The following is a 24110-nucleotide window of genomic DNA, read 5'->3' as shown; positions in this document are numbered from 1 at the left end:
GCCCGCCCCCCGGCGAGGGCCTCCGCGCCCCGGTCCTACGGACGCCGGCGGGGCTTGCCGCCCTTGGCTCCGCCGCTGCCCTTGGCCCCGCCGGAGCCACCGCGCGGATTCTTCCCCGCCGACTTCCCGGACGCGGGCTTTCCGGCTCCGGACCCGCGCCGGGCACCGGCGCCGCCGCCCTTGCCCGTACCCGTGGCCTTCTCCGACGGCTTGCGCTTCGCCTTCGGCTGCGCAGGCGTCGGCTGACGGCCCCGCGTGCTGTTCACCGTCCGGCCGCGGACGATCCCGATGAACTCCTCCACCAGATCGGGAGTGGGCTCCTCCTGCGGCCACGACAGCGCGACCCGCGACGTGGGCGCGTCCGAGACCGGCCGGTAGGTGAGGTCCCTGCGGTGGTGCAGACGGGCCAGGGACTGGGGTACGACGAGTACGCCCACGCCCGCCGCCACCAGCTCGATCGCGTCCGCCGTCGTGGCGGGCCGCTCGATCGCGGGCTGTCCCGGCAGCTCGTCCCAGGCGAGGGTGTCGTCGAGGGGATGCCACACGACCTCGTCGGCGAGGTCCGCGGTGGTGACCTCCTCGGCCGCCGCCACGAGATGGTCCTTGGGGACGACGACCACGGTGGTCTCGGTGTAGAGGGGGATCGCGCTGAGGTCCGTACGGTCCACCGGGAGCCGGACGAATCCCGCGTCGGCGTCACCGGCGCGCAGGACGCCGAACACCTCGGCGGAGGAAACCTGGGAGAGGGTCAGCGGGACGTCGGGCAGCCGCTCGTTCCAGATCCGTACCCACTTGGCAGGGGTCACGCCCGGGACATAAGCGAGCCGAAACGCATGGGGTACTTCCGAGCCTGTCACCCCGCAAGGTTACCGGGCGTGGTCGGAACCCGTGCACACGCTCGATACCCTTGACCCCATGACGTCGCACCAGAACACCCAGACGATGAAGCCCGCGACCGCGGCGAAGAAGCTGGGCGTGTACCTCGAGGCCACCCCCGCAGAGTTCCAGGAGGGTGTCGTCTCGCGCAGTGAATTGAGTGCGCTCCAGGCCGACCCGCCCGAGTGGCTCCAGGAGCTGCGCCGCAACGGTCCGCACCCCCGCCCGGTGGTCGCCTCCAAGCTGGGCGTCTCCATCGCGGGCCTCGCCCGTGGCGGAGTCACCGAGCCCCTCACCACCGAACAGATCGAAGCGCTGAAGCAGGAGTCCCCCGAGTGGCTCCAGCGGGAGCGGGCCACCCAGGCCGACGTCCGCAAGGAAGCGGTGCGGATCAAGGAGCGCAACGCGGAGCGGGCCGAGAAGCGCAACCAGGAGTCCTGACCCGCCGCGGTCCGGATTTCCTCGGATTCCCGTCAGGCCCGGCCTCCCCTCGCGGGGGAGGCCGGGCCTGACGCCTTGTCCCGGGCCGGGCAGGCGCACCGGATCACTGCGGAGGGTCACCGGCCAGCAGGCGCACGGCCCGCTCCAGCCGGGTCTGCCTGGTCTCCGGCGTCAGCGCCTGGAGCAGGGGCAGGGCCACCAGGTAGCGCCCGGTCCGGTCCAGCGCCTCGAAGGCCGCACGGGCCTCGGGGCGCGCTTCGAGTGCCGCCTCGAGGTCCTGCGGCACCCCCGCGGTCCGCTGCGAGGCGTAGGCGGCGACCCAGCGGCCGTCCGCCTGCGCCCTGCGGACCTCGGCGAGCCCCGGTTCACGCATCCGGCCCGCGGCGGTCAGCGCCGCCACCTTGTCCACGTTGACCTGGGACCACAGGCTCCTCGGCCGGCGGGGCACGTACTTCTGCAGGTAGTGGAGCTCGTCGAGAGAGCGGCGCTGCCCGGAGATCCAGCCGTAGCAGAGCCCGATGTCGACGAGTTCGTCATCGGTGACCGACGGGATGCCGGACTTCTTCTTCGCGAGCTTGATCCACACCCCTTCCTGGCGCGTGTGGTGCTCGGCGAGCCAGCTCTCGAACGCCTCGGCGTCCTCGAAGCCGACGATCTCCACCCCGTTGAGTTCGTCCATGCGCGACAGGCTATCGGCCGCCCATCTGTCGCAGAATCGATTCCTTAGGCGGTCACGGTCTCCGGGCGGGACTCGTCGCGGTGCCCGGAGGAGGGCGAGGTGCGCGACGCGAACAGGGAGTCCAGCGCGAGCGCGCCGGGTCCGGTGAACACCAGGAGCAGGAAGGCCCAGCAGAACATCGCGGAGGCCTCGCCGCCGTTCTGCAGCGGCCAGAGCGCACCGGGCTGATGCACCGTGAAGTACGCGTACGCCATGGATCCGGAGGCGACGAAGGCGGCCGCGCGGGTGCCCAGGCCCAGGAGGACCAGGGCGCCGGCGACCAGCTGGATGGCGGCCGCGTACCAGCCGGGCCAGGTGCCGGCCGCGACGGTGCCGCCGCCGTGGGCGCCGCCGAGGACGCCGAAGAGGGAGGCCGCCCCGTGCGAGGCGAACAGCAGGCCCGTGACGATCCGGAACAGGCCGACGGCGTAGGGCTGGGCGTGGTCGAGACGTGCGTTCATGGGGGGAGGCTCCTTCGGTCGGGGACGGGTCCCGAAGTCGTGCCGAACGTGCTTGAGCGCGAGCGAGCCACAGGTTAGGTAGCCCTAACAGGCGTGACAAGCGCGAGTTCCGGCCACCGCGGACGACGACGGCGACGGCGACGACGCGTACGAAGGCGAAGGCGAAGGCGAAGGCGAAGGCGAGGGCAAGGACGCGGAGGGGGACGCCGACGAGGGGGACCCGCCGGTCCGTTCCCCTGTGACGGACCGGCAGGTCTTCGTCCCACCCCGAGCCTAGGACCGGGCCGCATCCCGCCCTGTGCATCGCGCGCACGTTCCGTTGATCTTCCGCGCAAGAGGTTTGGGCACCGGTCGGCCCAGCCCGCTGGCGGCCCGCCGACCCGTGGGGTCCGCTGGAGACGTGAGCATCCTCCCTGGCCCGGGCTGGTGGGCCGGTCTCCCGCCGGCGGCGGGAGCCGCCGTCATGGCCACGGGCATCATCTCCGTAGCCCTGCACATGACGGGACACGAGACCTCGTCGCTGGTCGCCCTGGTCATCGCCGTCGCCCTGTGGCTCGTACTCGCCGTCGACTTCACGGCCCGGCTCGTGGGCGACCACGGGCGGTTCCGTGCCGAGGCCGACACCCCGGCCGCCCTGACGGCCGTCGCCGCGACCACCGTCATCGGCACCCGGCTCTCCCTCCTCGGCTGGCAGACCGCGGCCGCCGCCCTGCTCGCACTGGCCGCGGTGCTCTGGCCCGGTCTCCTGTTCAACGTCGTACGGCACTGGCGCCGGCGCATGCCCGGAGGTGCCTTCCTCGGCTGCGTGGCCACACAGGGGCTCGCGGTGCTCGCTGCCGTCCTCGCGGCCGCCTGCCACCAGGACTGGCCGGCCCGGGCGGCGCTGGCCGCCTTCTGCCTCGGGCTGCTGCTGTACGTGGCCGCCCTCTTCAGGTTCGACCTGCGCGAGGTGGTCGGCGGTGCGGGCGACCACTGGGTGGCGGGCGGGGCGCTCTCCATCTCCGCCCTGGCCGGCTCCAAGCTCACCGCGTCCCCCGTATGGTCGGGTTCGGCGCACGCGGCCCTGCGTACCGTCACGCTCGTCACGCTCGCCCTGTCCCTCGTCTGGTACGTCGTCCTCTTGGCCGCCGAGCTGCGCCACCCCCGGCCGCGCTACGACATCCGGCGCTGGGCCACCGTCTTCCCCCTCGGTATGACGGCCACCGCCTGCCTCTCCGTCGCCGGACCGGCCGGCATCGCCTGGCTGGTGCCGCTGGGGGAGTTCCTGCTCTGGATCGCCGTGGTGGCCTGGGTGGTCACCGTCGCCGTTCTCGTCTCCTCCCACGCCGCCGCCCGGCGCCCGCCCCACCGGGGCGGCCCGCCGGCGTGACGGCGCCCTTCCTGTGGCGCGGCCTGCGCCCGGTCAGTAGGGTCCCGGCATGGCGTACACGTTCCAGGTGACCATCGACTCGCCCGACCCGCACCCGCTCGCCGACTGGTGGGCCGACGCCCTCGGCTGGGAAGTGGAGCCCAGCGACGAGCCGTTCATCCGCGGCCTGATCGCGGCGGGGCACGCGACCGAGGACGACACCACCACCCACCGCGGCATCCTCGTCTGGAAGTCGGGCGCGGCGATCCGCCACCCCGAGGGCCTGGCAGGCGCGCCGCGCATCCTCTTCCAGCTCGTCCAGGAGCCCAAGACCGTCAAGAACCGGGTGCACCTCGACGTCCGCACCGGTGACGACGACCCGAAGGAGCTGGTCGAGCGCCTCGTCGCCAAGGGGGCGAAGCACCTCCACGAGGGCCGCCAGGGCCCCAGCACGTGGACGACCCTCGCCGACCCCCAGGGCAACGAACTCTGCGTCTCCCACTGACCCGTACGAGGCTCCGCCGGGTCCCACGGCGCAGCCCGCCCCGCCCGCCCCCGCGCGCCGAGGTCCGACAGCCCCTACGCTTCCACGGGTGAACGTCATCCTCTTCGGCGCGACCGGGATGCTCGGCCGGGGCGTCCTGCGCGAATGCCTGCGCGACGACTCGGTCGACAGCGTCCTGGCCATCGGGCGCTCCCCGCTCGGAGTCACCCACCCCAAGCTGCGCGAGCGGGTGCAGGACGACCCGTCCGACCTGTCCGCCGCCGGGGTCGACCCGGCCGCCTACGACGCCTGCTTCTTCTGCCTGGGCGCCTCCTCCGTCGGCATGAAGGAGGAGGACTACCGGCGCGTCACCCACGGCCTGACCCTCGCGGTCGCCCGGCCGCTCGCAGCGGCCAACCCGGGCATGACCTTCGTCTACGTCTCCGGGGAGGGCACGGACAGCACCGGACGGGGCCGTTCCATGTGGGCCCGCGTCAAGGGGAAGACCGAGAACGACCTGCTGGAACTCCCCTTCCGCGCCTACATGTTCCGCCCCGGCATCGTCCAGCCGGTACGCGGGGTCCCGTCCAGGACCCGGCTCTACCGCGTCCTCTACGCCGTCACCGCACCGCTGGTCCCGCTGCTGCGGCGGTTCGCGCCGGACCTCGTCATCACCTCCGAGGCCTTCGGCCGCGCCATGATCGCCGTCGCCACTCCCGGCACCGAGGTGCCCGGCCACATCCTGCGGCCCGCTGACATCAACCGCCTGGGAGGCGCCCCGACCAGGCATAATTGAGTACCGGGCACACCCTCCCGCAGGCGAGAATGAGCCATCTCAAACCGGGAGGACCCCATGAGCCAGGAGACCCTGACTCTGCATGACCTGCTGCCCGCCCAGGCGCTGGCGGACTCGATCGACGCCGGGTACGTGACCCGAAAGTCGCACCCCGAGCTGCCGCTGTCCATCTACACGTACACGCGGACGGCCCAGTACGAGCGCGTCTGGGACGAGGTCACCACGCGCTGCCGCGGTCTCGTCGCCGACGACGAGACCGGCGCGATCGTCGCCCTGCCGCTGCCGAAGTTCTTCAACGTCGGCGAGCACGAGTCCGGCCAGCCGTACGCCCCGGCCCTCCCCGACGAGCCGTTCGAGGTGTACGACAAGGTCGACGGCAGCCTCGCGATCGTCTTCCACTACGCGGGCCGCTGGCGGGTCGCCTCCAAGGGGTCCTTCATCAGCGCCCAGGCCACCTGGGCACAGCGCCGGCTCGACGGCGCGGACACCGCGGCCCTGCACCCGGGCACCACCTACCTCGCGGAGATCCTCTACCCGCAGAACCGCATCGTCGTCGACTACGGCGACCGGCGCGACCTCGTCCTCCTCGCGGCCTTCCGCACGGACGGCACCGAGGTCCCGCTCGCCGAGGCCGCGACCCACTGGGACGGGATCGGTTCCGTCGTCACGGTGTGGCCCGCCATGCCCCTCGACGAGCTGCTCGCACTGGCCGAGTCCAACACCCTGCCCGGTGGATCCGCCGCCAACGGCATGGACGCGGAGGGCTTCGTCCTGCGCTTCGCCTCCGGCGTGCGCGCCAAGGCCAAGCTGTCCGAGTACGTACGGCTCCACAAGGTGCTCACCGGCGTGACCGCGCGGGACATCTGGCGCGGCCACGGCGTCCAGCGCTTCGCCGGCCTGCCCGCCAAGCAGCTCGCCCAGGGCCTGAACTGCACCGTCGCCGACATCGACGCCTGGGGCGGAAAGCCGCTCGACGCCCTGCTGGAGCAGGTGCCCGACGAGTTCGACCACTGGGTGCGCGGGGTCATCGCCGGCCTGGAGCAGGCCGCCGCCCGCCACGAGCGGGCGATCGACGAGGCCTACGCGGGCCTCGCACACCTGACCGCCGACCGGGGGGCCTTCGCCCGCGCGGTCGCGCAGCTGCCCGACCGCGCCGTCCGGCCCGCGATGTTCATGCGGCTCGACGGCCGGCCGACCGACCTCACGACCTGGCGCCAGGTCCGGCCGGACGCCGCCGACCCGTACATCACCGACGAGGAGAACAGGACCGTGTCCGAGGAGGACGACCGGACCGCGCCCGCGACCGAGCAGACGCCCGCGACCGAGCGGACGCCCGCGACCGAGCGGACGCCCGCCGCCGCGCCCGCCCGCGCCCCGCAGCCGGCGCCACGGATCCCGGCGCCGGCGGCGGACCGGCCCGACCGTCCCGCGGAGCGGGAGGCACCGCTGCCCGTCGTCCACGTCATGACGGGTCTGCCGGCCTCCGGCAAGACGACGGCCGCGCGCGCACTCCAGGCCGAGGCCGGCGGCCGCATGCGCCGCGTCAACCTCGACGACCTTCGGGCCATGCTCGACCTGCCGGACCCCGGGCGGGGCCGCAGCTTCGCCCACGAGCAGACGGTCCTGGCGATCCAGGACGCGGCCGTCCGCGCGGCCGTCGACGGCGGTTTCGACGTGGTCGTCGACAACACCCACCTGACCAAGAACATCCCGAAGCGGCTGAAGGCGGCAGTCGGCGGTCTCGCGACCTTCGTCGTGCACGACTTCACCGACGTCCCGCTGGAGGAGTGCCTGCGCCGGGACGCCGCCCGCGAACGCCAGGTCGGCGAGGAGGTCATCCGCATCCTGGACGAGAAGCACCGCAAGGCCCGCAAGGGCGGCTGGCGGCTGACGGCGGAGTGGATGAACGGGACTTCGGGCGCGGTGGCCGCGCCGCCCGTGACGCCGTACGTCCCCGACCCGGCGCTGCCGGCGGCGGTGATGTGCGACATCGACGGCACGCTCGCACTGACCGGCGACCGGGGTCCGTACGACTTCACGCGCTGCGAGCTCGACCTGCTCAACGAGCCGGTGCGGCACGCGCTGGACGCCTTCCGGCGCGCGGACGGCGACGTCATCGTGCTCCTGTCGGGCCGCAGCGAGGAGCACCGGCAGCAGACCGAGTCCTGGCTGCGCCGCCACCAGGTGCCGTACGACGAGCTCTGGATGCGCGCGAAGGGGGACACGCGCCGCGACGACGTGGTCAAGGCGGAGCTGTTCGACGCGCACGTGCGCCATCGCTACGCGGTGCGGGTGTCGCTGGACGACCGCGACCGGGTCGTCGCCATCTGGCGCCGCATGGGCCTGCCCACCTGGCAGGTCAACTACGGCGACTTCTAGAGCGCCCGTGTGAGGAACGTGCTGATCGTCGATGCCGCGAACGTCGTCGGCTCGGTGCCGGACGGCTGGTGGCGAGACCGGCGCGGCGCGGCCGAACGGTTGCGCGACCGGCTGGCCGCCCGGGACGACGGCGAGGAGATCGTCCTCGTCGTCGAAGGCGCCGCCCGCGGCGTCGGGTCCGTGCCCGGCGTACGGGTCGAGGAGGCGCCCGGCAGCGGTGACGACCTGATCGTGGAGCTGGCCGCGGCCAGTGTGCACGACGGCTGCTCCGTGGTCGTGGTCACGGCCGACCGCGAACTGCGCGAACGGGTCCGGGCGCACGGTGCGCGGTGCGTGGGACCGCGTGCCGTACGCCCGGTGGGCTGACCGTGCCGACCAGGGGTCAGCGGCAGTACTTCACCTCGGAGAGGTTCTTGACGTAGCGGGCGGAGACCCACTGCTCCTTCTCGTAGGCCTTCGCGCGGTTCGGCTCCTGGCGCTCCTCGCGGTCTTGGCGCTCCTCGCGATCTTGGCGCTCCTCGCGATCCTCGCGCTCCTCGCGGTCCTCGCGGTCCTCGCGGTCCTCACGGCCGGAGCCGTTCTCCCAGTCCTCGCGCTCGACGTGCAGGCGGTACCAGATGCGGTTCCCGTCGACCTTCTCACCGTACTTCTTGCACTCGATCTCGACCTTGCTGTTCGGCTTCACGTAGCCGATCGCGCGGGAATCGGTGGTCGGCTTGCTGCGGACCTTCAGCGGCCCCTTGGAGACGACCTTGCCGAACGCGTACTTCTCGTACGGGTACTCGCCCGGCTGCGCGGACGCGGGCACCTCGCCGACGATGATCTCCTGCGGGCCCTCGTCCGCGACGGCGGCGCCCACCCCGACCAGACCGAGAACCAGGCTTCCTGCGGCGAGAGCGAGGATGGTTCTGGTGGGCTTCAGCATGAGCCGACTCCTCTGTGAAGACGTCCGACCGGCCGCTGCACGCGGCGCGGGATGGCAACAGGCGGTTGCCACGGACGACTATGACGAGGACGGGACGCACAACCCCGATGACTCACCGGCTTTTAGCCCGATATGACCAATCTGTCCACTGGAGTGCGGCGACCGTGCCCGCCCCCGTACGGGCACGGCCGCGCAGCGGGGCCCCGGGGGGACGGGGCCGCTGCCGGCCGTGCGGCCGGCAGAGCAGCAATGTACGGCCGCGACGCATCGGGCCGCGCCCATCCAAGGGTTGAGACCGGCCTACCACGCCGGGTGGGGACGCTATACAACCAGGGTGGTACTCAAGGGGGGTTGACGTGCGATTCGCCAGACATCCGGCGGCGCTCCGGGTCCGCACCGCGCTTCCGGTCGCCGCCGAGATCGTGTACGCCGTCGGCTCGCTCTGGATCTCGGCGGCCATGCTGCGCAACTGGCCCGATCCGAACGGGTACTGGCGGGACACGGACCCCCTCGCCTACGCCCTGCTCGCCGCGGTCTACCTGCCGCTCGCGCTGCGCCGCCGCTTCCCCGTCGCCATCCTGGTGAGCACCGGGATCTGCGTCGCCACCTACTTCACGCTCGGCTACTACCACGTCGTCGCCGGGCTGGTCCTGCGCGACGGGGACACGGCGCCCGCCGCGGAGTCCGCCGCCCCGGTCGCCGGGTTCGCGCGCCTGGACGAGCTGGCCGAACGGGTCGCGGATGCGGGGGTGCCCGTCGACGTACGCGTCACGGGGACGGCGTACGAGCTGCCGGCCGGGATCGACCTGTGCGCCTACCGCGTGGTCCAGGAGGCCCTCACGAACGTGATCAAGCACGCGCCCGGGGCGCGCACCACCGTCCGCGTCCACTACGGGGAGGACGAGGTCCGCGTACGCGTCGAGAACGCGGGGAGCGGACGGTCCGCCGGGCGCCCCTCGGCGGGCCCGGCGCCGGCCGCCGGCGCGGCCGCCGTGAAAGGGGCCGGTCAGGGGTGATCGGCATGCGCGAGCGGGCGACGATCTACCGGGGCGCGGTGACAGCCGGACCCGCCCCCGGGGGCGGCTTCGAGGTCGGCCTGCGTGTCCCCGTGCCGCGACCGGGAGGGGAAGACGCGGATGCCGTCCGTACTCGTCGTCGATGACCAGTTCCTGATCCGGTCCGGCCTCGTCGCCCTGCTGAACGCCGCCCCCGGCTACGAGATCGCGGGCGAGGCGGCCGACGGCGAGGAGGCCGTCCGGCTCGCCGCCGAGACCCGGCCCGACGTCGTCCTCATGGACATCCGCATGCCCGGCACCGACGGCATCACCGCCACCCGGCGCATCCTCGCCGACGTCGGGGACCGTGCGGACGGCGGGCCCAAGGTCCTCGTCCTGACCACCTTCGACTCCGACGAGTACGTCTTCCACGCCCTGCGGGCCGGCGCCAGCGGCTTCCTCGTCAAGGACACCCCGCCCGAACGGCTCCTCGCCGCCATCGCCACCGTGCACGCCGGTGAGATGCTGTTCAGCCCCGGGGCCCTGCGCGGACTGATCGACACCTACGCCGTCCCGGCGCCCGCCCGCACCCCGCACGCCGGCCTGGACGCGCTGACCCCGCGCGAGCGCGAGGTGCTCGCCCTGGTCGGCGCCGGACTGTCCAACACCGACATCGCGGGGCGGCTCGTCCTCAGCGCGGCCACCGTCAAGACCCACGTACACCGCTGCATGAGCAAGCTCGCCCTCTCCAGCCGCGCCCAGGCCGTCGTCGTCGCCCACGAGTTCGGCATGGTGCCGTGACCCGCAATGCCCACCGGGTCACGGCACCGGCCGCCCGAATGCCCTGTTCACGGTGCTTCCCGGATGCGGTCGCGGGCGGGCGGCGCAAGAGTGGGTCCCATGGGTATCGATGACTACGGCGGCGGAGCCGGCGCGCACGAGAGCGGCGTCCTCGTCGTGACGACCAACGACGTCCCCGGCTACCGGGTCGAGCGCGTCATCGGCGAGGTCTTCGGCCTCACCGTGCGCTCCCGCCACCTGGGCAGCCAGATCGGCGCCGGACTCAAGTCGATGATCGGCGGCGAGCTGAAGGGCCTCACCAAGACCCTGGTGCAGACCCGGAACCAGGCCATGGACCGGCTCGTCGAACAGGCCAAGGCGCGCGGCGCGAACGCCGTGCTGATGATGCGCTTCGACGTCACCGACGCCGCCGACGTCGGGACCGAGGTCTGCGCCTACGGAACGGCCGTCGTCCTCGTCCCCGCCTCCACCTGACCGTCCCTGTACGGTGGTTGCTCCGGAGGCGAAGGGGGCGGCCCGATGAGTCGGCGCAAGTCAGCGGCAGAGGTGTTCGACGCTCTGGGGGAGCGCTACGAGGAGCTGTTCGGGCAGGTCCCGGGCCAGATCGAGGCGCTCGAATGGCTCACCGCCCGGCTGCCCGCGGGAGCCCACGTACTGGACGTGGGCAGCGGTACCGGACGGCCCACCGCCGAGGCACTGGTCCGCGCCGGCTGCGACGTGACCGGCATCGACGTATCGCCGGCCATGGTCGCCCTGGCCCGCACCAGGGTCCCGGCAGCCCGCTTCGAACAGGCCGACGTGCGCACCTACACGCCGCCGACCGGCGGCTTCGACGCCGTGTGCTCCTTCTTCCCGCTGCTGGTCATGGACCAGCCGGAGGTCGCGGCCGCACTGGACCGGATGGCCTCGTGGACCGCTCCCGGCGGGTACTTCGTGATGGCCACGGTGCCGGGGGACATCCGGGGCCTGGACATCGAGTGGATGGGCCACGAGGTCACCGTCAGCAGCCTCTCCACGGAGGACCACCTGGCCAGGCTCGCCGACCGGGGCCTGGAGGTACTGCACCACCACACCGCGACGTTCCACCCCGCGGACGACCTGGCGGGCCCCGAGGAGCACCTGTTCTGCTACGCCCGGCGCAGGCCCTGACCCGCTCCGGAGGCGGCCGGGGGCCCTCAAGGGGCGGTGCGCGCCCGGTCGTCGCCGGTCACCCGGCCGGTACGGCGCGCCCGCGCTGCGGGAGGCCGTCGTCGGCTGGCTGGCCCGCAACCGCGGGATCCGCGCCGACCCGGACGAGGTGGTGATCGTCGCGGGTGTCGCCCAGGCCCTGGGGCTGCTCGCGCAGGTCCTGCGCGAAGAGGGCGTGCACCGGATCGCGGTCGAGGATCCCGGCTCGCTCGGCGCCCGCCAGCAGCTCGAGTACGGGCGGATGGAGACGGTCCCCGTCCGCGTGGACGAGGCAGGGCTGGACGTGGCGGGGCTGCGGGAGAGCGGGGCCGGCGCCGTCCTGCTCACCCCCGCGCACCAGTTCCCCACCGGCGTCGTCCTCGACGGCGAACGCCGCCGGGACCTGCTCGCCTGGGCGGCCGGGGGAGGGCTGGTCATCGAGGACGACTACGACGCCGAACACCGCTACGACCGTGCGCCCGTCCCCGCGCTCCGCGCCCTGGTGCCCGAGGGGGTCTGCTACGCCGGAAGCGTGTCCAAGCTCCTCGCGCCCGCGCTGCGCCTGGGCTGGCTGCTGGTCCCGCCGCGCCTGCGCGACGCCGTGACCGCCGCCAAACGCTACGCGGACCTCGGCAATCCGGTCCTCGCCCAGCTGGTCCTCGCCCGGCTCATGGACTCGGGCGAGCTGGAGCGGCACCTGCGCTTCGTCCGGCGCCGCCACCGCCGCCGCCGCGACGCCATGCTCCGGGCCGTCGCCGAGCGCCTCCCGGGGGCCCGCGTGCACGGAGCCGCCGCCGGCCTGCACCTGATGGTCACCTTCGACGGCGCCGGATTCGACGACACCGACCTGGCCTCGGCGGCCCTCGACCTCGGGGTCAAGACCCACCCGCTGTCCTGGCACCGCCACCGGCCCGGCCCGCCGGGCCTGATCCTCGGCTACGCGGCGGGCACCGCGGGGGAGATCGAGGACGGCATCGCCACCCTGGGCACGGCCCTGAGCGGCCTGCCGTACGGCGAGGGGAAAGTTTTTCCGCGTCGGCGGCAACCTCCCGGAGGGTCGCGCGTCGTGCGGGGGTGAAGGGGCGCAGTCCCGCGCCCCCGACCCGACCGTGGAGAACCACCGTGAAGAACCTGAAGCGTGTCCCCCTGGCCGTCCGCCGCACGGCTTTGGCCGCAGCCGCCGCAGGGACGGCCGTCGCCCTGGCCGGCCCGGCGTACGCCGCGAGCGGCAGCTCGGCCGCGCCCTCCCCGTCGGTCAGCGTCCCGGCCAGTGCCTCGCCCAGCGCGGGCGGCCCCAGGCCCTCCCCCTCGGTCAGCACCCCTTCGGCCACCGGCAAGGACGCGAACAGCGCGTCTCCCAGCGCCGCCCCCAGTGCCTCCCCGAGCGCCGCTGGCGGCGGTGCCAAGCCCAGCGCGTCCACCTCGTCGCCCGCCGCGGCCCCCGAGGCCGGCGAGGGCGCCGAGCTCGCGCATACTGGCTCCTCGGCGACGACCGTCGCGATGGGGGCGGGGGCGACCGGTCTGGTCCTGGCCGGCGCCGGAACCCTCTACGCCGTGCGGCGCCGCGCGAACAGCTGAGGAACCCCGTGCACCAACTCGCACCACCCGTCGGCCCCCTCACGCCCGGCCTCGGCCGGGCGTGGCGGGGCCTGTGGTCGTGGCTGCGCCGCGAGCGCTCCACCGCCCCACGGGTCTCCCCCCGGCCGTACGGTCCGGCGTACGGCTCCTCGTACGGGGCGTCCCACGCCCCCGCCCACGACCACACGGGCGACGGGGACCCGGGACCGCCCACCGTCACCGAGCTCTACCACGCGCACCGGCTGGGCCTGGTCCGGCTGGCGGTGCTGCTCGTCGACGACCTCGCCACCGCCGAGGACGTGGTCCAGGACGCCTTCACCGCCCTGTACCGGCGCCACGGGGAGCAGATCACCGAGGTCGACAACGCCCTCGGCTACCTGCGCACCTCGGTCGTCAACACCGCGCGCTCCGTCCTGCGCCGCAGGCGCACCGCACGGGCCTGGACCCCGCCGCCGGCGGTCGACCTACCGTCCGCCGAGGACCACGTGGTCCTGGACGAGGCGCACCGCGAGGTGCTCGCCGCCCTGGCCCGGCTGACACCCCGCCGTCGGCAGGTCCTCGTGCTGCGGTACTGGGCCGACCTCAGCGAGGCGGAGATCGCGACCACGCTGGGCATCAGCCGGGGCGCGGTGAAGTCCAACGCGAGCCGCGGCCTGGACGCGCTGGAACGGAATCTGGAGGGACGGATATGACGCCCGACGGCGAACGCCCCGGCGAACACCCGGGCGAGCGCCCCGTGGAGCGCAGGCTGCGGCAGGCGCTCGACGCGCGCGCCGACAGCATCGACGTCCGCCGGCTGCGCCCGGCGAGCCCGCCCGGGGGGCGGGCCGGACGGCGGCCGATGGAGCGGCTGCGGCGGTTCGCGCTGCCGCTCGCGGGTCTGGCGGCGGCCGCGGCCGCCGGGATCGGGTACCTGCTGTTCGCCCCGGACGCCGAGCCCGGCCCTCAGCTGCCCGCCACCCCGCCGCGGGTGACGACTCCGAGCCCGTCGACCGGGGCTCCGCCGTCACCCTCGCCGAGCAGGCCGGGCCCTACCCCGAGCGGGGACACGTCGCAGGGCCCGTCCGGATCCCCTGCGCCCACCCGGTCGGCGGGCCCGACGGCTCAGGCGTCCCCGCAGCGGCCGTCGGTGACGCCGTCGCACGGCTCGTCCGGCACGCCGGGCGCGGCCGTCACCTCGTCCCCGCCGTCCCCCGGGCGGTAGGCGCCAGGCGGTGGGCCCAGGGGGTGTCTCGGCGAAGACACCCCCTACGGCCTGCGGAGGTTCTCCACGGCCGCCACCAGGGGAGCCAGTTCCGGATTGCCCGCGGCCTCGTCCAGGGCCTCGCGCAGGGCGGCGTCGTTCGTGGGGCGGGCGGCGGCCAGCAGGGCCAGGCCGGACCCGCTGACGTCGGTGTAGATGCCGCGCCGGTCCGTGTCGCAGATGTAGCGGTTGAGCAGGCCGCGGTCCTCCAGCCTGCTGACCAGCCGGGTCGTCGCGCTCTGGCTGAGCACCACCGAATCGGCGACCTGGTGCATGCGCAGGTGTCCGCCCGGCCCGTCGTGCTGCCGACTGAGGACGTCGAGCAGCGAGTACTCGCGCACGCTGAGGCCGTGGCCGGCCTGCAGGGCCCGTTCGATGTGCGCCTCGATCCGGCCGTGCAGGAGCGAGAGGGCGCACCAGCCCTGGGAGAGGGCGGTCAGCGCGCTGTCCGTGGCCGTCATGGGCTCCTCCATCGAAGCATCGAAGCATGCCGTGCGGGGCGTGCCGTGCGGGCGTGTGACCACCCGACCACCCCAGGATATGCCACCCCTGCAATAGCCCGCGCTTGCAAATAACCCGCGTCTGCAATTAATGTGGACGCACGTAAACGGCGGCAGCATCGATGAGCGCAGGCCGCACCCGCACCACCACCTCCCCCCTGAAGGGCACCTCCCCATGCCTCTCGCACTTCTCGCCCTCGCCGTCGGGGCCTTCGGGATCGGCACCACCGAATTCGTCATCATGGGCCTGCTCCCCGAGGTAGCCGCCGACTACGGCGTCTCGATCCCCACCGCGGGCTTCCTGGTCACCGGCTACGCCCTCGGCGTCGTCCTCGGCGCCCCGCTCATGACCGTGCTCGGCACCCGCATCCCCCGCAAGCGCATGCTGATGCTGCTCATGGGCTTCTTCATCGCCGGAAACGTGCTCTCGGCACTCGCCCCCGCCTTCGGCCTCATGCTCACCGGCCGCGTCGTCGCCTCGCTCGCCCACGGAGCCTTCTTCGGCATCGGCGCCGTCGTCGCCGCCGAACTCGTCGCCCCCGAGAAGAAGGCAGGCGCGATCGCCATGATGTTCACCGGCCTGACCGTGGCCAACGTCGTCGGCGTGCCCCTCGGCACCCTCGTCGGGCAGACCCTCGGCTGGCGGGTCACGTTCCTGATCGTCGCCGCGCTCGGCGTCGCCGGCCTGCTCGGCATCGCCCGCCTCGTGCCCGAGCTGCCCCGCCCCGAGGGCGGGGTGCGCATCCGCAGCGAACTCGCCGCCTTCCGCAACGTCCAGGTGCTGCTCGCGATGGCCATGACCGTCCTCGGCTTCGGCGGCGTCTTCGCAGCGATCACCTACATCACGCCGATGATGACCGAAGTCGCCGGATTCGCGGACTCCTCCGTCACCTGGCTCCTCGTCCTCTTCGGCCTCGGCATGGTCGCCGGCAACCTCATCGGCGGCCGCTACGCCGACCGCGCGCTGATGCCCATGCTCTATGTGGCGCTGGGCGCCCTCGCCGTCACCCTCGCCGTCTTCACCCTCACCGCCCACACCAAGGCCGGCGCCGCCGTCACCGTCGTACTGATCGGCGCCCTCGGCTTCGCGACCGTGCCCCCGCTCCAGAAGCGCGTCCTCGACCAGGCCGCCGGCGCGCCCACCCTGGCCTCCGCCGTCAACATCGGCGCCTTCAACCTCGGCAACGCCCTCGCCGCCTGGCTCGGCGGGCTCGTGATCGCCGCCGGCCTCGGCTGGACCGCCCCCAACTGGGTCGGTGCCGCGCTCGCCGCATCGGCCCTGGTGCTGGCCCTCGTGTCGGGCGCACTGGAACGCCGTACGGCCGGACGCACCGCCCCCGGCGGCCGCGTGGTCGCCGCCGCCGCGGCCCGCGAGGCGACCGCCGCCGCACCCGCCGGCCACTGATCCACCCCTCCCCGTACACCCCCCGCAAGGAGAAACCGGCATGTCCACCGCCACCCGCACCGCCGTCGCGCCCCTGATCACCGAGGACGCCGAGCTGCTCGTCGCCGCCGCCCGGACCGCCGCCGAGGCGGCCGGAGCCGCGGTCAGCGTCACCGTCCTCGACGCCGGCGGCCACCTGCTCGCCTTCCGGCGCGACGACCGCGCCGTCCTGATCTCCGGCGAGACCAGCACCCGCAAGGCCTACACGGCCCTCCAGCTGGACGCGCCCACCGCCGACCTCGTCGACGCCGTCCGGCCCGAGGGCCCCTTCCACACGCTCCCCACCGCCCTCGACCGTCCCCTGCTGTTCATCGCGGGCGGGCTGCCCGTCCACCGCGACGGCCGGCTCATCGGCGCCGTGGGCGTCGGCGGCGGCGCACCCGACCAGGACCACGCCTTCGCCACCGCGGCGCTCGACGCCCTGCTCTGAGACCGCCGGGTCGCGCGCCCGTGTCCCCCGTGCCAGGTTGGTACGGGGGACACGGCTGCATGATGCGGAAACCGATGAAGTGCAGGAGGGTCCACGCGATCGCGACGGCAGGTGTCGCCGCGATGGTCGCCCTTGCCCTTCCTGGGTGCACGGCCGCATCCGACGAGGTACGCGCCCCCAGCCCCACCGCCCAGGGCGCCGCCGGCACGACGACCGCCCCGGCCGCAGCCCCCACCCCGCCGGCTCCGTCACCGACCTACGCCCTGTCCACCGCCCCGCGCACCATCCCGGCCGTGCGCGAACACGAGGCGGCCCGCGGCCCCGGCTGGAAACCCGCCCCCGACGCCCGCGTGGTCGTCGCGCAGGGCGACACGGCCGCGCTCTCCGACGAGGCCCGACTGCTCGCCGGGGAACTGGGCATCAAGTACGGCGAGTCGGCGGCGCCGCGCGCCGGCGACGTGGAGCTCTCCGTCGAGGGCGCGGGCAACCCCGAGTCGTACACCCTCACCGTCAAGGACGGCCGCGTACGCATCAACGGCCCCGACGAGGCCGGGGTCTTCTACGGCACCCGCACCCTCAAGCAGGCCGTGCGCGCCTCCGGCTCGGCGCCCGAGGGAACCGTGCGCGACGCCCCGGCCAAGCCGCAGCGCGGCCTCAACCTCGACATAGCGCGCAAGCACTTCACGCCCGAGTGGATAAAGAGCCGGCTGCGCGAGATGGCGGACCTCAAACTCAACCAGCTCGGCCTGCACTTCTCCGACGACCAGGCCTTCCGGATCCAGTCCGACAGCCACCCCGAGATCGTCTCCACCCCGCACCTCACCAAGGCGCAGGTACGCGACATCACGGCGCTCGCCTCCCGGCTGCACATCACGGTGGTTCCGGAGATCGACTCGCCCGGACACCTCGGCGCGGTGCTGCGCGCCCACCCCGACCTGCAACTGCGCGACGTGAACGGCAGGGCCGTCAAGGGCGCGGTGGACATATCCAACCCGGCCTCGGCCAAGCTGATCGACGACCTGCTGCGCGAGTACCGGCCGCTCTTCCCCGGCGGAGCCTGGCACCTGGGCGCCGACGAGTACCAGGCGCTGGTCGTCCGCGACCCGCAGGCGTCCTTCCCCCAGCTCGCCCGCGCGGCGCAGCAGCGCTACGGGCCCTCGGCGCGCGTGCAGGACCTGGCCACGGGGTGGCTGAACGACCGCGCCGACGTGGTCCGCCCGTCCGGCAAGGCGCTCAAGGCGTGGAACGACGGGTTCTTCGCCGGCGGGGTCGCCGGCGCCGCCAAGGACATCCAGGTCGAGTACTGGACCGGCAAGGAGATCGGCGCCCGCCCGCCGCTGGAGTACCTGCGCGAGGGCCGCAAGCTCGTGAACCTCAACGACGAGTACCTGTACTACGTGCTCGGCGAGCCGAACCAGTTCACCTACCCCACCGGCCGGCGCATCTACGAGCAGTGGACCCCGCTGGTCCTGCGCGGCACCACCCCCGTGCCGGCCTCCTACGACGGCCAGATCCTCGGCGGGCGCCTCGCCGTCTGGGCCGACCTGTCCGGCGCGCAGACCCAGGACCAGGTGGCGGCGGGCATCCGCATGCCGCTGGCAGCGCTGTCGCAGAAGGTGTGGGACGCGCGGACGCCGCAGCTGCCCTGGTCCGAATTCCAGGCCCTCGCCGGCCGGCTCTGAGTCCGTTCGTTCATTCTTCCGGGCGTCTGGGGATCCGTCTGCGGCGGTGGGCCCACTCGACGGCCGGCGGCAGGGCTGTGACCACCGTCAGGGTCCAGGCGGCGGCGCAGGCCCAGAGCAGCGGCTCGGAGACGGTGACCGAAGCCGCGACGAACAACGCTGTCGTCGCGGCTCCCCACACCCCAGCCCAGGTGGCACGGCGTCGTCGGCGCCCCGACCGCAGCATCCGGTCGAGGGCACGGTCACCCTTGAGTTCTGCCTCGATCGCGGAGAGGGCGCGCTGTTCGCGATCGGAGAGGCCGGCTCCGTCCATCACGACGTACCTCCGTGGGCTGCCGCCGTCGGGCGCGGTCCGCAGCCTCTGGCCTGCGAATACCCGGCCTGACGCGCGTCAACCCCCGGAGGCCGCCGAGCTGCCCTCCGGCGTCACCAGATGGAGTCGACCCACTCCGGGTGGTCGATGAACGGGTTGCGGTTGTGCTGGTACACGTCGAATATGACCTGGTTGCGGCGCTGCTCGAAGGCGTCCGGCGGGTCCATCAGGTTCCACTGCTTCAGCAGGCTGATCCGGCCGAAGAGCGGGGCGGAGCCGTTGTTGACCACGTCGTTCAGCTCCAGGTTCGCGAAGCCGTCGCCGCCGTCGTAGCGGACGGCCATGTAGAGCAGCATGCGGGCCACGTCGCCCTTGACCGCGTCGCGGGGCTCGAAGGAGTCGGCGTCGGTCAGGCTGCCCGGGGCCTCGCTCACCGGGCTGCCGCCCTTGTCGAAGTCCTTGTTGCCGCGGGTGCTGTTGACGGTGACGTCCTCGGGCCGCAGGTGGTGCAGGTCGGTGCCCGGGCCGGTGGCCGTGCCGAAGTCACCGTGGCTCTTGGCCCAGACGTGCTCGCGGTTCCAGTCGTTGGCGCCGCCGCCGTTCGACGACTTCGACTGCGAGCGGCCGGAGTAGAGCAGGATGACGTTGTTCGGGTTCGCCGGGTCCTGGTCGGTCGCCTTCAGGGCGTTCCACACCCCGTCGTAGCTGACCTTGGACTGCGACTTGACGATGTCGTGCAGGGCCGCCTTCAGCGCGGCACCGGTCTTGCCCTCGGCGGGCGCGTAGTACGCGTCGTACGAGGCGGCCGCGGCGGGGGCGGCCCCGGGGGTCCGGGGCGCGGCCGTGCCCTGCTGGCCGGCGGACGCGGCCGCCGGTACGGCGACCAGGGCGACGGCGGCGAGGCCGGCCGCCCAGGGGGTCAGGCGCGAGATTCTCATCGGGTGGGGGGGTACCTCTCCGTACGCACCGTCCCCGCCCGGGGAATTGGCGGGGGATCAGGTGGCAGGGAAGAGGATTGCATTGTCATGTGCCCATCAGGCAAAAAACATGTGTCCGGGACGTGGAAGCCCGGGTGTGCGCCCCGATGGCCGCGGGCAGGGTAGCGGTGGCCCCGGCGGGGCCGGCCCGACCGTGAACAGACCCATCTGGAGCAGCCCATGGCAGTGAAGATCCTCATCGTGACCGGCGACGCGGCCGAGTCGCTGGAGGTGCTGTATCCGTACCAGCGTCTGCGCGAGGAGGGGTACGAAGTCCACATCGCGGCACCGCAGGTGAAGAAGCTGCGCTTCGTGGTCCACGACTTCGAGGACGGTTTCGACACCTACACCGAGAAGCCCGGCTACACCTGGCCTGCCGACCTGGCCTTCGCGGACGTGGTGACGGAGGACTACGCGGCCCTGGTCGTCCCGGGCGGCCGGGCCCCCGAGTACCTGCGCAACGACCCCGAGGTGCGGCGGATCCTGGCCGCCTTCGCGGAAGCCGACAAGCCGATCGCGCAGATCTGCCACGGCCCGCTCATCACCGCCGCAGCCGGGGGCCTGGCCGGCCGCCGGGTGACCGCGTACCCGGCGCTGGAGCTGGACATGAAGGCCGCGGGGGCGGAGTTCGAGGACTCCGAGACGGTGGTCGACGGCACCCTGGTCTCGGCCAGGGCCTGGCCCGACCACTCCGGCTGGATGAGGGAGTTCCTGACCGTGCTGCGCGGCAAGGCCCCAGTGGTCTGACCCTGACCCGGCGCCGGAACGCAACGGTGGCCGTGACCCAGGCGGAGAGGGGTCACGGCCACCCGTGCGACGGGCGTCAGCTGCCGGTGGTGATCGCCGGAGCCGGCTCGTACTTGTAGCCCGCGCCGAAGTTCTTCTTCACTGCCGCTTCCCAGGAGCCGTCCTGGACCATTTTCTTCAGAGCGTCGTTGATCTTGCCCTGAAGTTCCTTCTCGCCCTTCTTGACACCGATGCCGTAGTTCTCGTTGCTGAGGCTCTGGCCCGTCAGCTTGAACTTGCCCTCGTTGCCCTTGCGTGCGGCGTACCCGGCCAGGATCGCGTTGTCGGTCGTCATGGCGTCGACGCGGCCCTCCTGCAGGGCGACGAGGCAGTCCGAGTAGCCGCTGAGCTCCAGCAGCGCCGCCTTGGGGGCGAGGTTCTTCTTGAGGTTCTCGGCGGAGGTGGAGCCGGTCACCGAGCACATCGTCTTCGAATTGAGGTCCTCGGCCTTGGTGATCGAGGTGTCGTTGGCGCGGGTCAGCAGATCTTGGTGGGCCACGAAGTACGGGCCGGCGAAATCGACCTTCTCCTTGCGCTTCTCGTTGATCGAGTAGCTCGCGACGACGAACTCGACCTCGTTGTACTGGAGCAGCAGTTCGCGGTCGTTGCTCAAGACCTGCTTGAACTCGATCTGATCCGGCTTGTAGCCGAGCTCCTTGGCCACATACGTGGCGACGTCCACGTCGAAGCCGGTGAACGTACCGCCGGTCTCCCGCATGCCGATGCCCGGCTGGTCGAACTTGATGCCGATGGGAAGGGTCCCCTTGTCCTCTTCTCCACCACCGCACCCGGAGGCGGTCAGGGCGAGGGCGATCACTGCGGCGACCGCGCCGGCCTGGGGAACCTTCATGCTTGCACTCTTTCCTGGGGGAACGCGGGACGCGTCACCGGGATCGCCGGGCGTGTGGAACCGCGGGAACGTACGACACGTCGACACATGTGTACGAGGAAGCTAGGAAGAGGGCGGCCGTAGCGTCACTACATTTGAGCGAAACTTGAGGATAACGATCCGGCTCTACCGTAACTTCTTCGGCAAAACCGGGTCTGAACAGCAGAAAGGGGCGGGTGTGGGAACAGGTTCGGTACGGGTGGACGGAAATGCGCTGCATGTGGGAGAAGGGGTGCAGATCCGGTTCATACGGACCTTGCGCCTGCCCGAATCCGGAACGCATTCACTGCCGCCGGGGCTGGGGGAATTCCCGCTGCGCAGGGTCGAGGACCACCCCGACACGGTTCCGCCGGAGTGGCTGGCGAAGGGCGGCGTGATGCTGCCCGTCCACCTGCGCGAGGCGATGTGGCTGAGCTTCGGCGGGACCCGGACGCCCACCGCGCTCCAGGTCGGCGTCGGCAAGGTGTGCGCCGTCTCCGGCGAGCGGTGGAGCGGCCGCCTGGCGCGCACCCCGCAGAACTACGTGGTGCTTCCCCGGCAGCCCTGGCTTGACGGGATCAACTCCGGGAACGGCACGGTGCGCCAGTTCGTCGCGGTGCCGCTGGGGCTGGGCGCCACGGTCGAGGGGCAGGTCACCGGGGAGGAGACCACCGGCGGCGTGCAGCTCCAGGCGTTCCCGCTGGGCCGCGAGGCGCTGGCGCAGTGGCACCGGGCCGAACGGGCGCGGCTGACCCCGCCCCCGCCGCCGGCCGGGGGCGAGGGGCTCTACGGGGCTCCGCCCGTCCAGGCGCCCATGGGCGGGGGCTTCGGCGGCCCGGTGCCCGCGCCGATGATGGCTCCGCCCGCACCGGGCGCGGCGCCCCGCGGCGCCCGCCCGGGCGGCGGCCGGTCGGGCCCGCCGGCGGCTCCCGCGATGGGGCTCGGCGTCGGCGGCAGCATGCACCAGGAGGTCTACCGGGACGAGCGCCCGCTGTCCGACTGGGCCGAGGAGCCGGGCGCGCGGATCTTCGTGCACCTGGTGACCCCGCCCGCGTGGCGCCGCATCACCGGGGAGGACGCTCCGCCCTCGCCCGTCGACCGGGCCGCCTACACCAAGGCCGGGCTGCCCTGGTTCGACTACTACGACGATTCGGCCGCCGATCTGGCGCCGACCGACACCCTGAGCGGGGTGAAGCCGGTGGGGGAGTGGCTCGGCGACGACCACACCCCGTGGGCGGAGCCCGCCCCGGGCCAGGTCAAACCGCTGGGCAACGCCCCGAGGCCGGGCAAACCCGTACAGGACGGCGACTGGTAGCCGGCCGGCGCGGGCGGCCCGGCGGTCGGGCCGGGCGCGCGGCGCCCGGTGTCCGATCCGGCCCGACTGGCCGGGAACGTGCGGTCGTTCGGGCCGGGAGGGGAGGCCCGTGGGATCATGGGCGGGCAATACCCGCAGACGAAGGGGGAGTTCGGTGAACGGTGTACGCAAAGGACTGGCCAAGGTGGAGGTCGCGCTGCGGTGGGACCCCAGCCCGGCCGGCACTCCCGCGAACGACCTCGACATCGTCGCCGCGGTCTACGGGGCCGCGGATCCGCACGGGACGCCCGTCCAGCTCGTGCACTTCGGCAGCCGGTCGCCGGACGGAACCATCACCCTCAACCGGGACAGCCATACCGGCCAGGGCTTCGGCTTCGACGAGGTGATGACCGTCGAACTGCACAGGATGTCCCCGGACAAGGGCCGTGTGGTGATCGGCGTGGTCATCCAGAACACCGGGGGCGGCGCGGGCGGCGCGAAGACCTTCGCCGATGTCGCGGGCACGGGGTTCCGGATCCGGGAGGGTCACACCGACCTCGCCCAGGGCGACTTCGCGGGCGTGCCGGGCGCCACGGCGGCCACCGTCGCCGAGTTCACCCGGGACGCCTCGGGCGCCTGGTCGTTCGACGTACGGCTGGAGGGCTTCGAAGCCGACCCGGAGGAGTTCACCCGGGCCATGGGCGGGATCCGCTGAATGCGGCGCAAACCGGCGCGGGGCCGCTCAGAGCGGGCGGCGGCCACTCGGGTGAGTGGCCGCCGCCCGGTCCGGGTGGCGCGCTGCCGCCGTCCCCACGAGGCAGCGCGGGCGGGGCGTCGTCCGGTCACCGGGACGACGGCCCGCCGGTTCAGGGGGCCTGGCCGGCCGTCGGGCGGACGGGGCGGCCGGGCGCGAGACCCAGGGACGGGAGCATGACGGCCTCCACGAACCGGATCAGGTAGTCGGCGTCCGCGTACTGTCCTTCCAGCACCGGCCGGATGCGGAGCACGCCCATCAGCTGGGCCGGCAGGAACTCCACGGCGGGATGGTCCGCGGTGATCTCGCCGCGGGCCACGGCCCGCTCCACCATCGCGTCGAAGGCGGCCAGTTCGGGGTCGACCAGGGCCTCGCGCAGGGCGGCCTGGAGTGCCTCGTCACTGAGTACGGCGTGCCCGAGGGCCTGCGTCAGGCGGGTGTCCCGGCCCGAGGTGCCGGCCGCGATCCGGGCCGCCTCGCGCAGGTCGCCCGCCAGGGTGCCCGTGTCCACCGCGGCGAGGGTGCCCCGCCGGGCGGAGCGCAGGGCGGCGGCCACCAGCTGGGGCTTGGTCTTCCACTGCCGGTAGAGCGTGGACTTGCCGCAGCTGGCGCGGGCGGCGACGCCCTCCATCGTCAGGGCCTCGTAGCCGTGCTCGCGCAGCTGGTCCAGGACGGCGTCGTAGAACTCCTGCTCCCGCTCCGGGGTGATCTTGGAGCGGCGCGCGGGGGTCGGCGTCGACGTCATGGGCTGCGGCTCTCCTCGGGGGCGCCTCGGCTACTGGTTCCGCCGTGAAGTGTACGGGAACGCGACCGTATCGGTACACCAGCGTATCGATACGCCAATGTATCG

General features: G+C 73.2%; 28 protein-coding genes and 1 pseudogene. 20 read left to right on the top strand and 9 right to left on the bottom strand.

The features are described from left to right. Positions 1–35: 35 nt before the first annotated feature. The gene (locus OHA91_RS03550; protein WP_266495551.1) at positions 36–857 is read right to left on the bottom strand and encodes a LysR substrate-binding domain-containing protein; all 822 of its coding nucleotides are present in this window, start codon (positions 855–857) and stop codon (positions 36–38) included. Between the two features lie 58 nt (positions 858–915). Here OHA91_RS03550 and OHA91_RS03545 point away from each other — a divergent pair, with 58 nt between their 5' ends. Continuing rightward, positions 916–1317 carry a DUF5997 family protein gene (locus OHA91_RS03545; RefSeq protein ID WP_266495552.1) on the top strand — a complete coding sequence of 134 codons (402 nt, stop codon included), beginning with the start codon at positions 916–918 and terminating at the stop codon, positions 1315–1317. 103 nt (positions 1318–1420) lie between these two features. On the opposite strand, the gene OHA91_RS03540 is transcribed toward OHA91_RS03545, so the two are convergent. Continuing rightward, positions 1421–1996: a YdeI/OmpD-associated family protein gene (locus OHA91_RS03540; protein WP_266495553.1), complete on the bottom strand. Its 576-nt coding sequence runs from the start codon at positions 1994–1996 to the stop codon at positions 1421–1423. A gap of 44 nt (positions 1997–2040) precedes the next feature. Next, positions 2041–2496 carry a DoxX family protein gene (locus OHA91_RS03535; protein WP_136228123.1) on the bottom strand — a complete coding sequence of 152 codons (456 nt, stop codon included), beginning with the start codon at positions 2494–2496 and terminating at the stop codon, positions 2041–2043. A 400-nt stretch (positions 2497–2896) separates the two neighbouring features. Here OHA91_RS03535 and OHA91_RS03530 point away from each other — a divergent pair, with 400 nt between their 5' ends. The 5 genes from OHA91_RS03530 (at position 2897) to OHA91_RS03510 (ending at position 7869) form a co-directional block, all read left to right on the top strand. Beyond that, positions 2897–3865 (top strand): tellurite resistance/C4-dicarboxylate transporter family protein, encoded by a 969-nt coding sequence (locus OHA91_RS03530; RefSeq protein ID WP_266495557.1) that lies wholly within the window; start codon positions 2897–2899, stop codon positions 3863–3865. A gap of 49 nt (positions 3866–3914) precedes the next feature. Continuing rightward, the gene (locus OHA91_RS03525) at positions 3915–4349 is read left to right on the top strand and encodes a VOC family protein (protein WP_266495559.1); all 435 of its coding nucleotides are present in this window, start codon (positions 3915–3917) and stop codon (positions 4347–4349) included. A gap of 88 nt (positions 4350–4437) precedes the next feature. Next, a complete protein-coding gene (locus OHA91_RS03520; RefSeq protein WP_266495562.1) occupies positions 4438–5124 on the top strand; it encodes a Rossmann-fold NAD(P)-binding domain-containing protein in 687 nt (228 codons plus the stop codon). A gap of 57 nt (positions 5125–5181) precedes the next feature. After that, positions 5182–7503 (top strand): phosphatase domain-containing protein, encoded by a 2322-nt coding sequence (locus OHA91_RS03515; RefSeq protein WP_266495564.1) that lies wholly within the window; start codon positions 5182–5184, stop codon positions 7501–7503. A 9-nt stretch (positions 7504–7512) separates the two neighbouring features. Continuing rightward, entirely contained in the window at positions 7513–7869 is a 357-nt protein-coding gene (locus tag OHA91_RS03510) for an NYN domain-containing protein (protein WP_266495567.1), read from the top strand. 16 nt (positions 7870–7885) lie between these two features. On the opposite strand, the gene OHA91_RS03505 is transcribed toward OHA91_RS03510, so the two are convergent. Continuing rightward, complete coding sequence (locus OHA91_RS03505) at positions 7886–8428, bottom strand: SH3 domain-containing protein (RefSeq protein WP_328738555.1); 543 nt, start codon at positions 8426–8428, stop codon at positions 7886–7888. A gap of 356 nt (positions 8429–8784) precedes the next feature. Here OHA91_RS03505 and OHA91_RS03500 point away from each other — a divergent pair, with 356 nt between their 5' ends. The 8 genes and pseudogenes from OHA91_RS03500 (at position 8785) to OHA91_RS03465 (ending at position 14173) form a co-directional block, all read left to right on the top strand. Next, positions 8785–9444 (top strand): sensor histidine kinase, encoded by a 660-nt coding sequence (locus tag OHA91_RS03500; protein WP_266495573.1) that lies wholly within the window; start codon positions 8785–8787, stop codon positions 9442–9444. A 120-nt stretch (positions 9445–9564) separates the two neighbouring features. After that, positions 9565–10224: a response regulator transcription factor gene (locus OHA91_RS03495; protein WP_328738554.1), complete on the top strand. Its 660-nt coding sequence runs from the start codon at positions 9565–9567 to the stop codon at positions 10222–10224. Positions 10225–10323: 99 nt separating this feature from the next. Continuing rightward, positions 10324–10698 (top strand): YbjQ family protein, encoded by a 375-nt coding sequence (locus OHA91_RS03490; protein ID WP_030843377.1) that lies wholly within the window; start codon positions 10324–10326, stop codon positions 10696–10698. A gap of 45 nt (positions 10699–10743) precedes the next feature. Continuing rightward, entirely contained in the window at positions 10744–11373 is a 630-nt protein-coding gene (locus OHA91_RS03485) for a class I SAM-dependent methyltransferase (protein WP_328738553.1), read from the top strand. Between the two features lie 73 nt (positions 11374–11446). Continuing rightward, positions 11447–12469 (top strand): annotated as a pseudogene (locus OHA91_RS03480) (aminotransferase-like domain-containing protein); the annotation flags it as partial. 44 nt (positions 12470–12513) lie between these two features. Next, entirely contained in the window at positions 12514–12969 is a 456-nt protein-coding gene (locus OHA91_RS03475) for an LPXTG cell wall anchor domain-containing protein (RefSeq protein WP_266495591.1), read from the top strand. 8 nt (positions 12970–12977) lie between these two features. Beyond that, positions 12978–13661 carry an RNA polymerase sigma factor gene (locus OHA91_RS03470; RefSeq protein WP_266495594.1) on the top strand — a complete coding sequence of 228 codons (684 nt, stop codon included), beginning with the start codon at positions 12978–12980 and terminating at the stop codon, positions 13659–13661. Continuing rightward, the gene (locus OHA91_RS03465) at positions 13658–14173 is read left to right on the top strand and encodes a hypothetical protein (protein ID WP_328738552.1); all 516 of its coding nucleotides are present in this window, start codon (positions 13658–13660) and stop codon (positions 14171–14173) included. Before OHA91_RS03470 ends, OHA91_RS03465 begins: the two co-directional genes overlap by 4 nt. 44 nt (positions 14174–14217) lie before the next feature. Here OHA91_RS03465 and OHA91_RS03460 read toward each other — a convergent pair whose 3' ends face one another. Continuing rightward, positions 14218–14673 (bottom strand): MarR family winged helix-turn-helix transcriptional regulator, encoded by a 456-nt coding sequence (locus OHA91_RS03460; protein ID WP_266495600.1) that lies wholly within the window; start codon positions 14671–14673, stop codon positions 14218–14220. Between the two features lie 214 nt (positions 14674–14887). Between OHA91_RS03460 and OHA91_RS03455 the strand changes: the two genes are divergently transcribed. The 3 genes from OHA91_RS03455 to OHA91_RS03445 all read left to right on the top strand — a co-directional run bounded on the left by OHA91_RS03455 (position 14888) and on the right by OHA91_RS03445 (position 18268). Beyond that, positions 14888–16117, top strand: a complete 1230-nt coding sequence (locus OHA91_RS03455) for an MFS transporter (RefSeq protein ID WP_328738551.1) — start codon at positions 14888–14890, stop codon at positions 16115–16117. A 40-nt stretch (positions 16118–16157) separates the two neighbouring features. Then, on the top strand, positions 16158–16586 hold the full coding sequence (locus OHA91_RS03450; protein WP_328738550.1) for a GlcG/HbpS family heme-binding protein: 429 nt from the start codon (positions 16158–16160) through the stop codon (positions 16584–16586). 74 nt (positions 16587–16660) lie between these two features. Further along, positions 16661–18268 (top strand): beta-N-acetylhexosaminidase, encoded by a 1608-nt coding sequence (locus OHA91_RS03445; protein WP_328738549.1) that lies wholly within the window; start codon positions 16661–16663, stop codon positions 18266–18268. Positions 18269–18278: 10 nt separating this feature from the next. Here the strand turns inward: OHA91_RS03445 and OHA91_RS03440 are convergent, their stop codons facing one another. Then, positions 18279–18581, bottom strand: coding sequence for a DUF3040 domain-containing protein (locus OHA91_RS03440; protein ID WP_266496910.1), 303 nt, complete (start codon positions 18579–18581; stop codon positions 18279–18281). 113 nt (positions 18582–18694) lie between these two features. Beyond that, positions 18695–19519, bottom strand: a complete 825-nt coding sequence (locus OHA91_RS03435) for an endonuclease I family protein (RefSeq protein ID WP_266495610.1) — start codon at positions 19517–19519, stop codon at positions 18695–18697. 219 nt (positions 19520–19738) lie between these two features. Here OHA91_RS03435 and OHA91_RS03430 point away from each other — a divergent pair, with 219 nt between their 5' ends. After that, positions 19739–20305 (top strand): DJ-1/PfpI family protein, encoded by a 567-nt coding sequence (locus OHA91_RS03430; RefSeq protein ID WP_266495612.1) that lies wholly within the window; start codon positions 19739–19741, stop codon positions 20303–20305. A gap of 76 nt (positions 20306–20381) precedes the next feature. Here the strand turns inward: OHA91_RS03430 and OHA91_RS03425 are convergent, their stop codons facing one another. Next, positions 20382–21194 (bottom strand): glutamate ABC transporter substrate-binding protein, encoded by an 813-nt coding sequence (locus tag OHA91_RS03425; protein WP_266495614.1) that lies wholly within the window; start codon positions 21192–21194, stop codon positions 20382–20384. Between the two features lie 217 nt (positions 21195–21411). Here OHA91_RS03425 and OHA91_RS03420 point away from each other — a divergent pair, with 217 nt between their 5' ends. Together OHA91_RS03420 and OHA91_RS03415 are read left to right on the top strand one after the other, a co-directional pair. Then, positions 21412–22527, top strand: coding sequence for a hypothetical protein (locus OHA91_RS03420; RefSeq protein WP_266495616.1), 1116 nt, complete (start codon positions 21412–21414; stop codon positions 22525–22527). A 154-nt stretch (positions 22528–22681) separates the two neighbouring features. After that, on the top strand, positions 22682–23221 hold the full coding sequence (locus tag OHA91_RS03415) for a TerD family protein (protein WP_266495618.1): 540 nt from the start codon (positions 22682–22684) through the stop codon (positions 23219–23221). Positions 23222–23372: 151 nt separating this feature from the next. Here the strand turns inward: OHA91_RS03415 and OHA91_RS03410 are convergent, their stop codons facing one another. Next, positions 23373–24005, bottom strand: a complete 633-nt coding sequence (locus OHA91_RS03410; RefSeq protein ID WP_328738548.1) for a TetR/AcrR family transcriptional regulator — start codon at positions 24003–24005, stop codon at positions 23373–23375. Positions 24006–24110 lie beyond the last annotated feature (105 nt).

Origin of the sequence: Streptomyces erythrochromogenes (assembly GCF_036170895.1) — a bacterium.
Lineage (GTDB): Bacteria > Actinomycetota > Actinomycetes > Streptomycetales > Streptomycetaceae > Streptomyces > Streptomyces erythrochromogenes.
The sequence above is the reverse complement of the archived record's forward strand: the minus strand, read 5'-3'. Positions and strand labels throughout refer to the sequence as shown.

Coding starts and splice junctions, on each gene's coding strand:
- OHA91_RS03545 (WP_266495552.1), top strand. CDS start 916: ATGACGTCGCACCAGAACACCCAGACGATGAAGCCCGCGACCGCGGCG.
- OHA91_RS03540 (WP_266495553.1), bottom strand. CDS start 1,996: ATGGACGAACTCAACGGGGTGGAGATCGTCGGCTTCGAGGACGCCGAG.
- OHA91_RS03535 (WP_136228123.1), bottom strand. CDS start 2,496: ATGAACGCACGTCTCGACCACGCCCAGCCCTACGCCGTCGGCCTGTTC.
- OHA91_RS03525 (WP_266495559.1), top strand. CDS start 3,915: ATGGCGTACACGTTCCAGGTGACCATCGACTCGCCCGACCCGCACCCG.
- OHA91_RS03515 (WP_266495564.1), top strand. CDS start 5,182: ATGAGCCAGGAGACCCTGACTCTGCATGACCTGCTGCCCGCCCAGGCG.
- OHA91_RS03505 (WP_328738555.1), bottom strand. CDS start 8,428: ATGCTGAAGCCCACCAGAACCATCCTCGCTCTCGCCGCAGGAAGCCTG.
- OHA91_RS03495 (WP_328738554.1), top strand. CDS start 9,565: ATGCCGTCCGTACTCGTCGTCGATGACCAGTTCCTGATCCGGTCCGGC.
- OHA91_RS03490 (WP_030843377.1), top strand. CDS start 10,324: ATGGGTATCGATGACTACGGCGGCGGAGCCGGCGCGCACGAGAGCGGC.
- OHA91_RS03485 (WP_328738553.1), top strand. CDS start 10,744: ATGAGTCGGCGCAAGTCAGCGGCAGAGGTGTTCGACGCTCTGGGGGAG.
- OHA91_RS03465 (WP_328738552.1), top strand. CDS start 13,658: ATGACGCCCGACGGCGAACGCCCCGGCGAACACCCGGGCGAGCGCCCC.
- OHA91_RS03460 (WP_266495600.1), bottom strand. CDS start 14,673: ATGACGGCCACGGACAGCGCGCTGACCGCCCTCTCCCAGGGCTGGTGC.
- OHA91_RS03455 (WP_328738551.1), top strand. CDS start 14,888: ATGCCTCTCGCACTTCTCGCCCTCGCCGTCGGGGCCTTCGGGATCGGC.
- OHA91_RS03450 (WP_328738550.1), top strand. CDS start 16,158: ATGTCCACCGCCACCCGCACCGCCGTCGCGCCCCTGATCACCGAGGAC.
- OHA91_RS03445 (WP_328738549.1), top strand. CDS start 16,661: ATGAAGTGCAGGAGGGTCCACGCGATCGCGACGGCAGGTGTCGCCGCG.
- OHA91_RS03440 (WP_266496910.1), bottom strand. CDS start 18,581: ATGGACGGAGCCGGCCTCTCCGATCGCGAACAGCGCGCCCTCTCCGCG.
- OHA91_RS03435 (WP_266495610.1), bottom strand. CDS start 19,519: ATGAGAATCTCGCGCCTGACCCCCTGGGCGGCCGGCCTCGCCGCCGTC.
- OHA91_RS03430 (WP_266495612.1), top strand. CDS start 19,739: ATGGCAGTGAAGATCCTCATCGTGACCGGCGACGCGGCCGAGTCGCTG.
- OHA91_RS03425 (WP_266495614.1), bottom strand. CDS start 21,194: ATGAAGGTTCCCCAGGCCGGCGCGGTCGCCGCAGTGATCGCCCTCGCC.
- OHA91_RS03410 (WP_328738548.1), bottom strand. CDS start 24,005: ATGACGTCGACGCCGACCCCCGCGCGCCGCTCCAAGATCACCCCGGAG.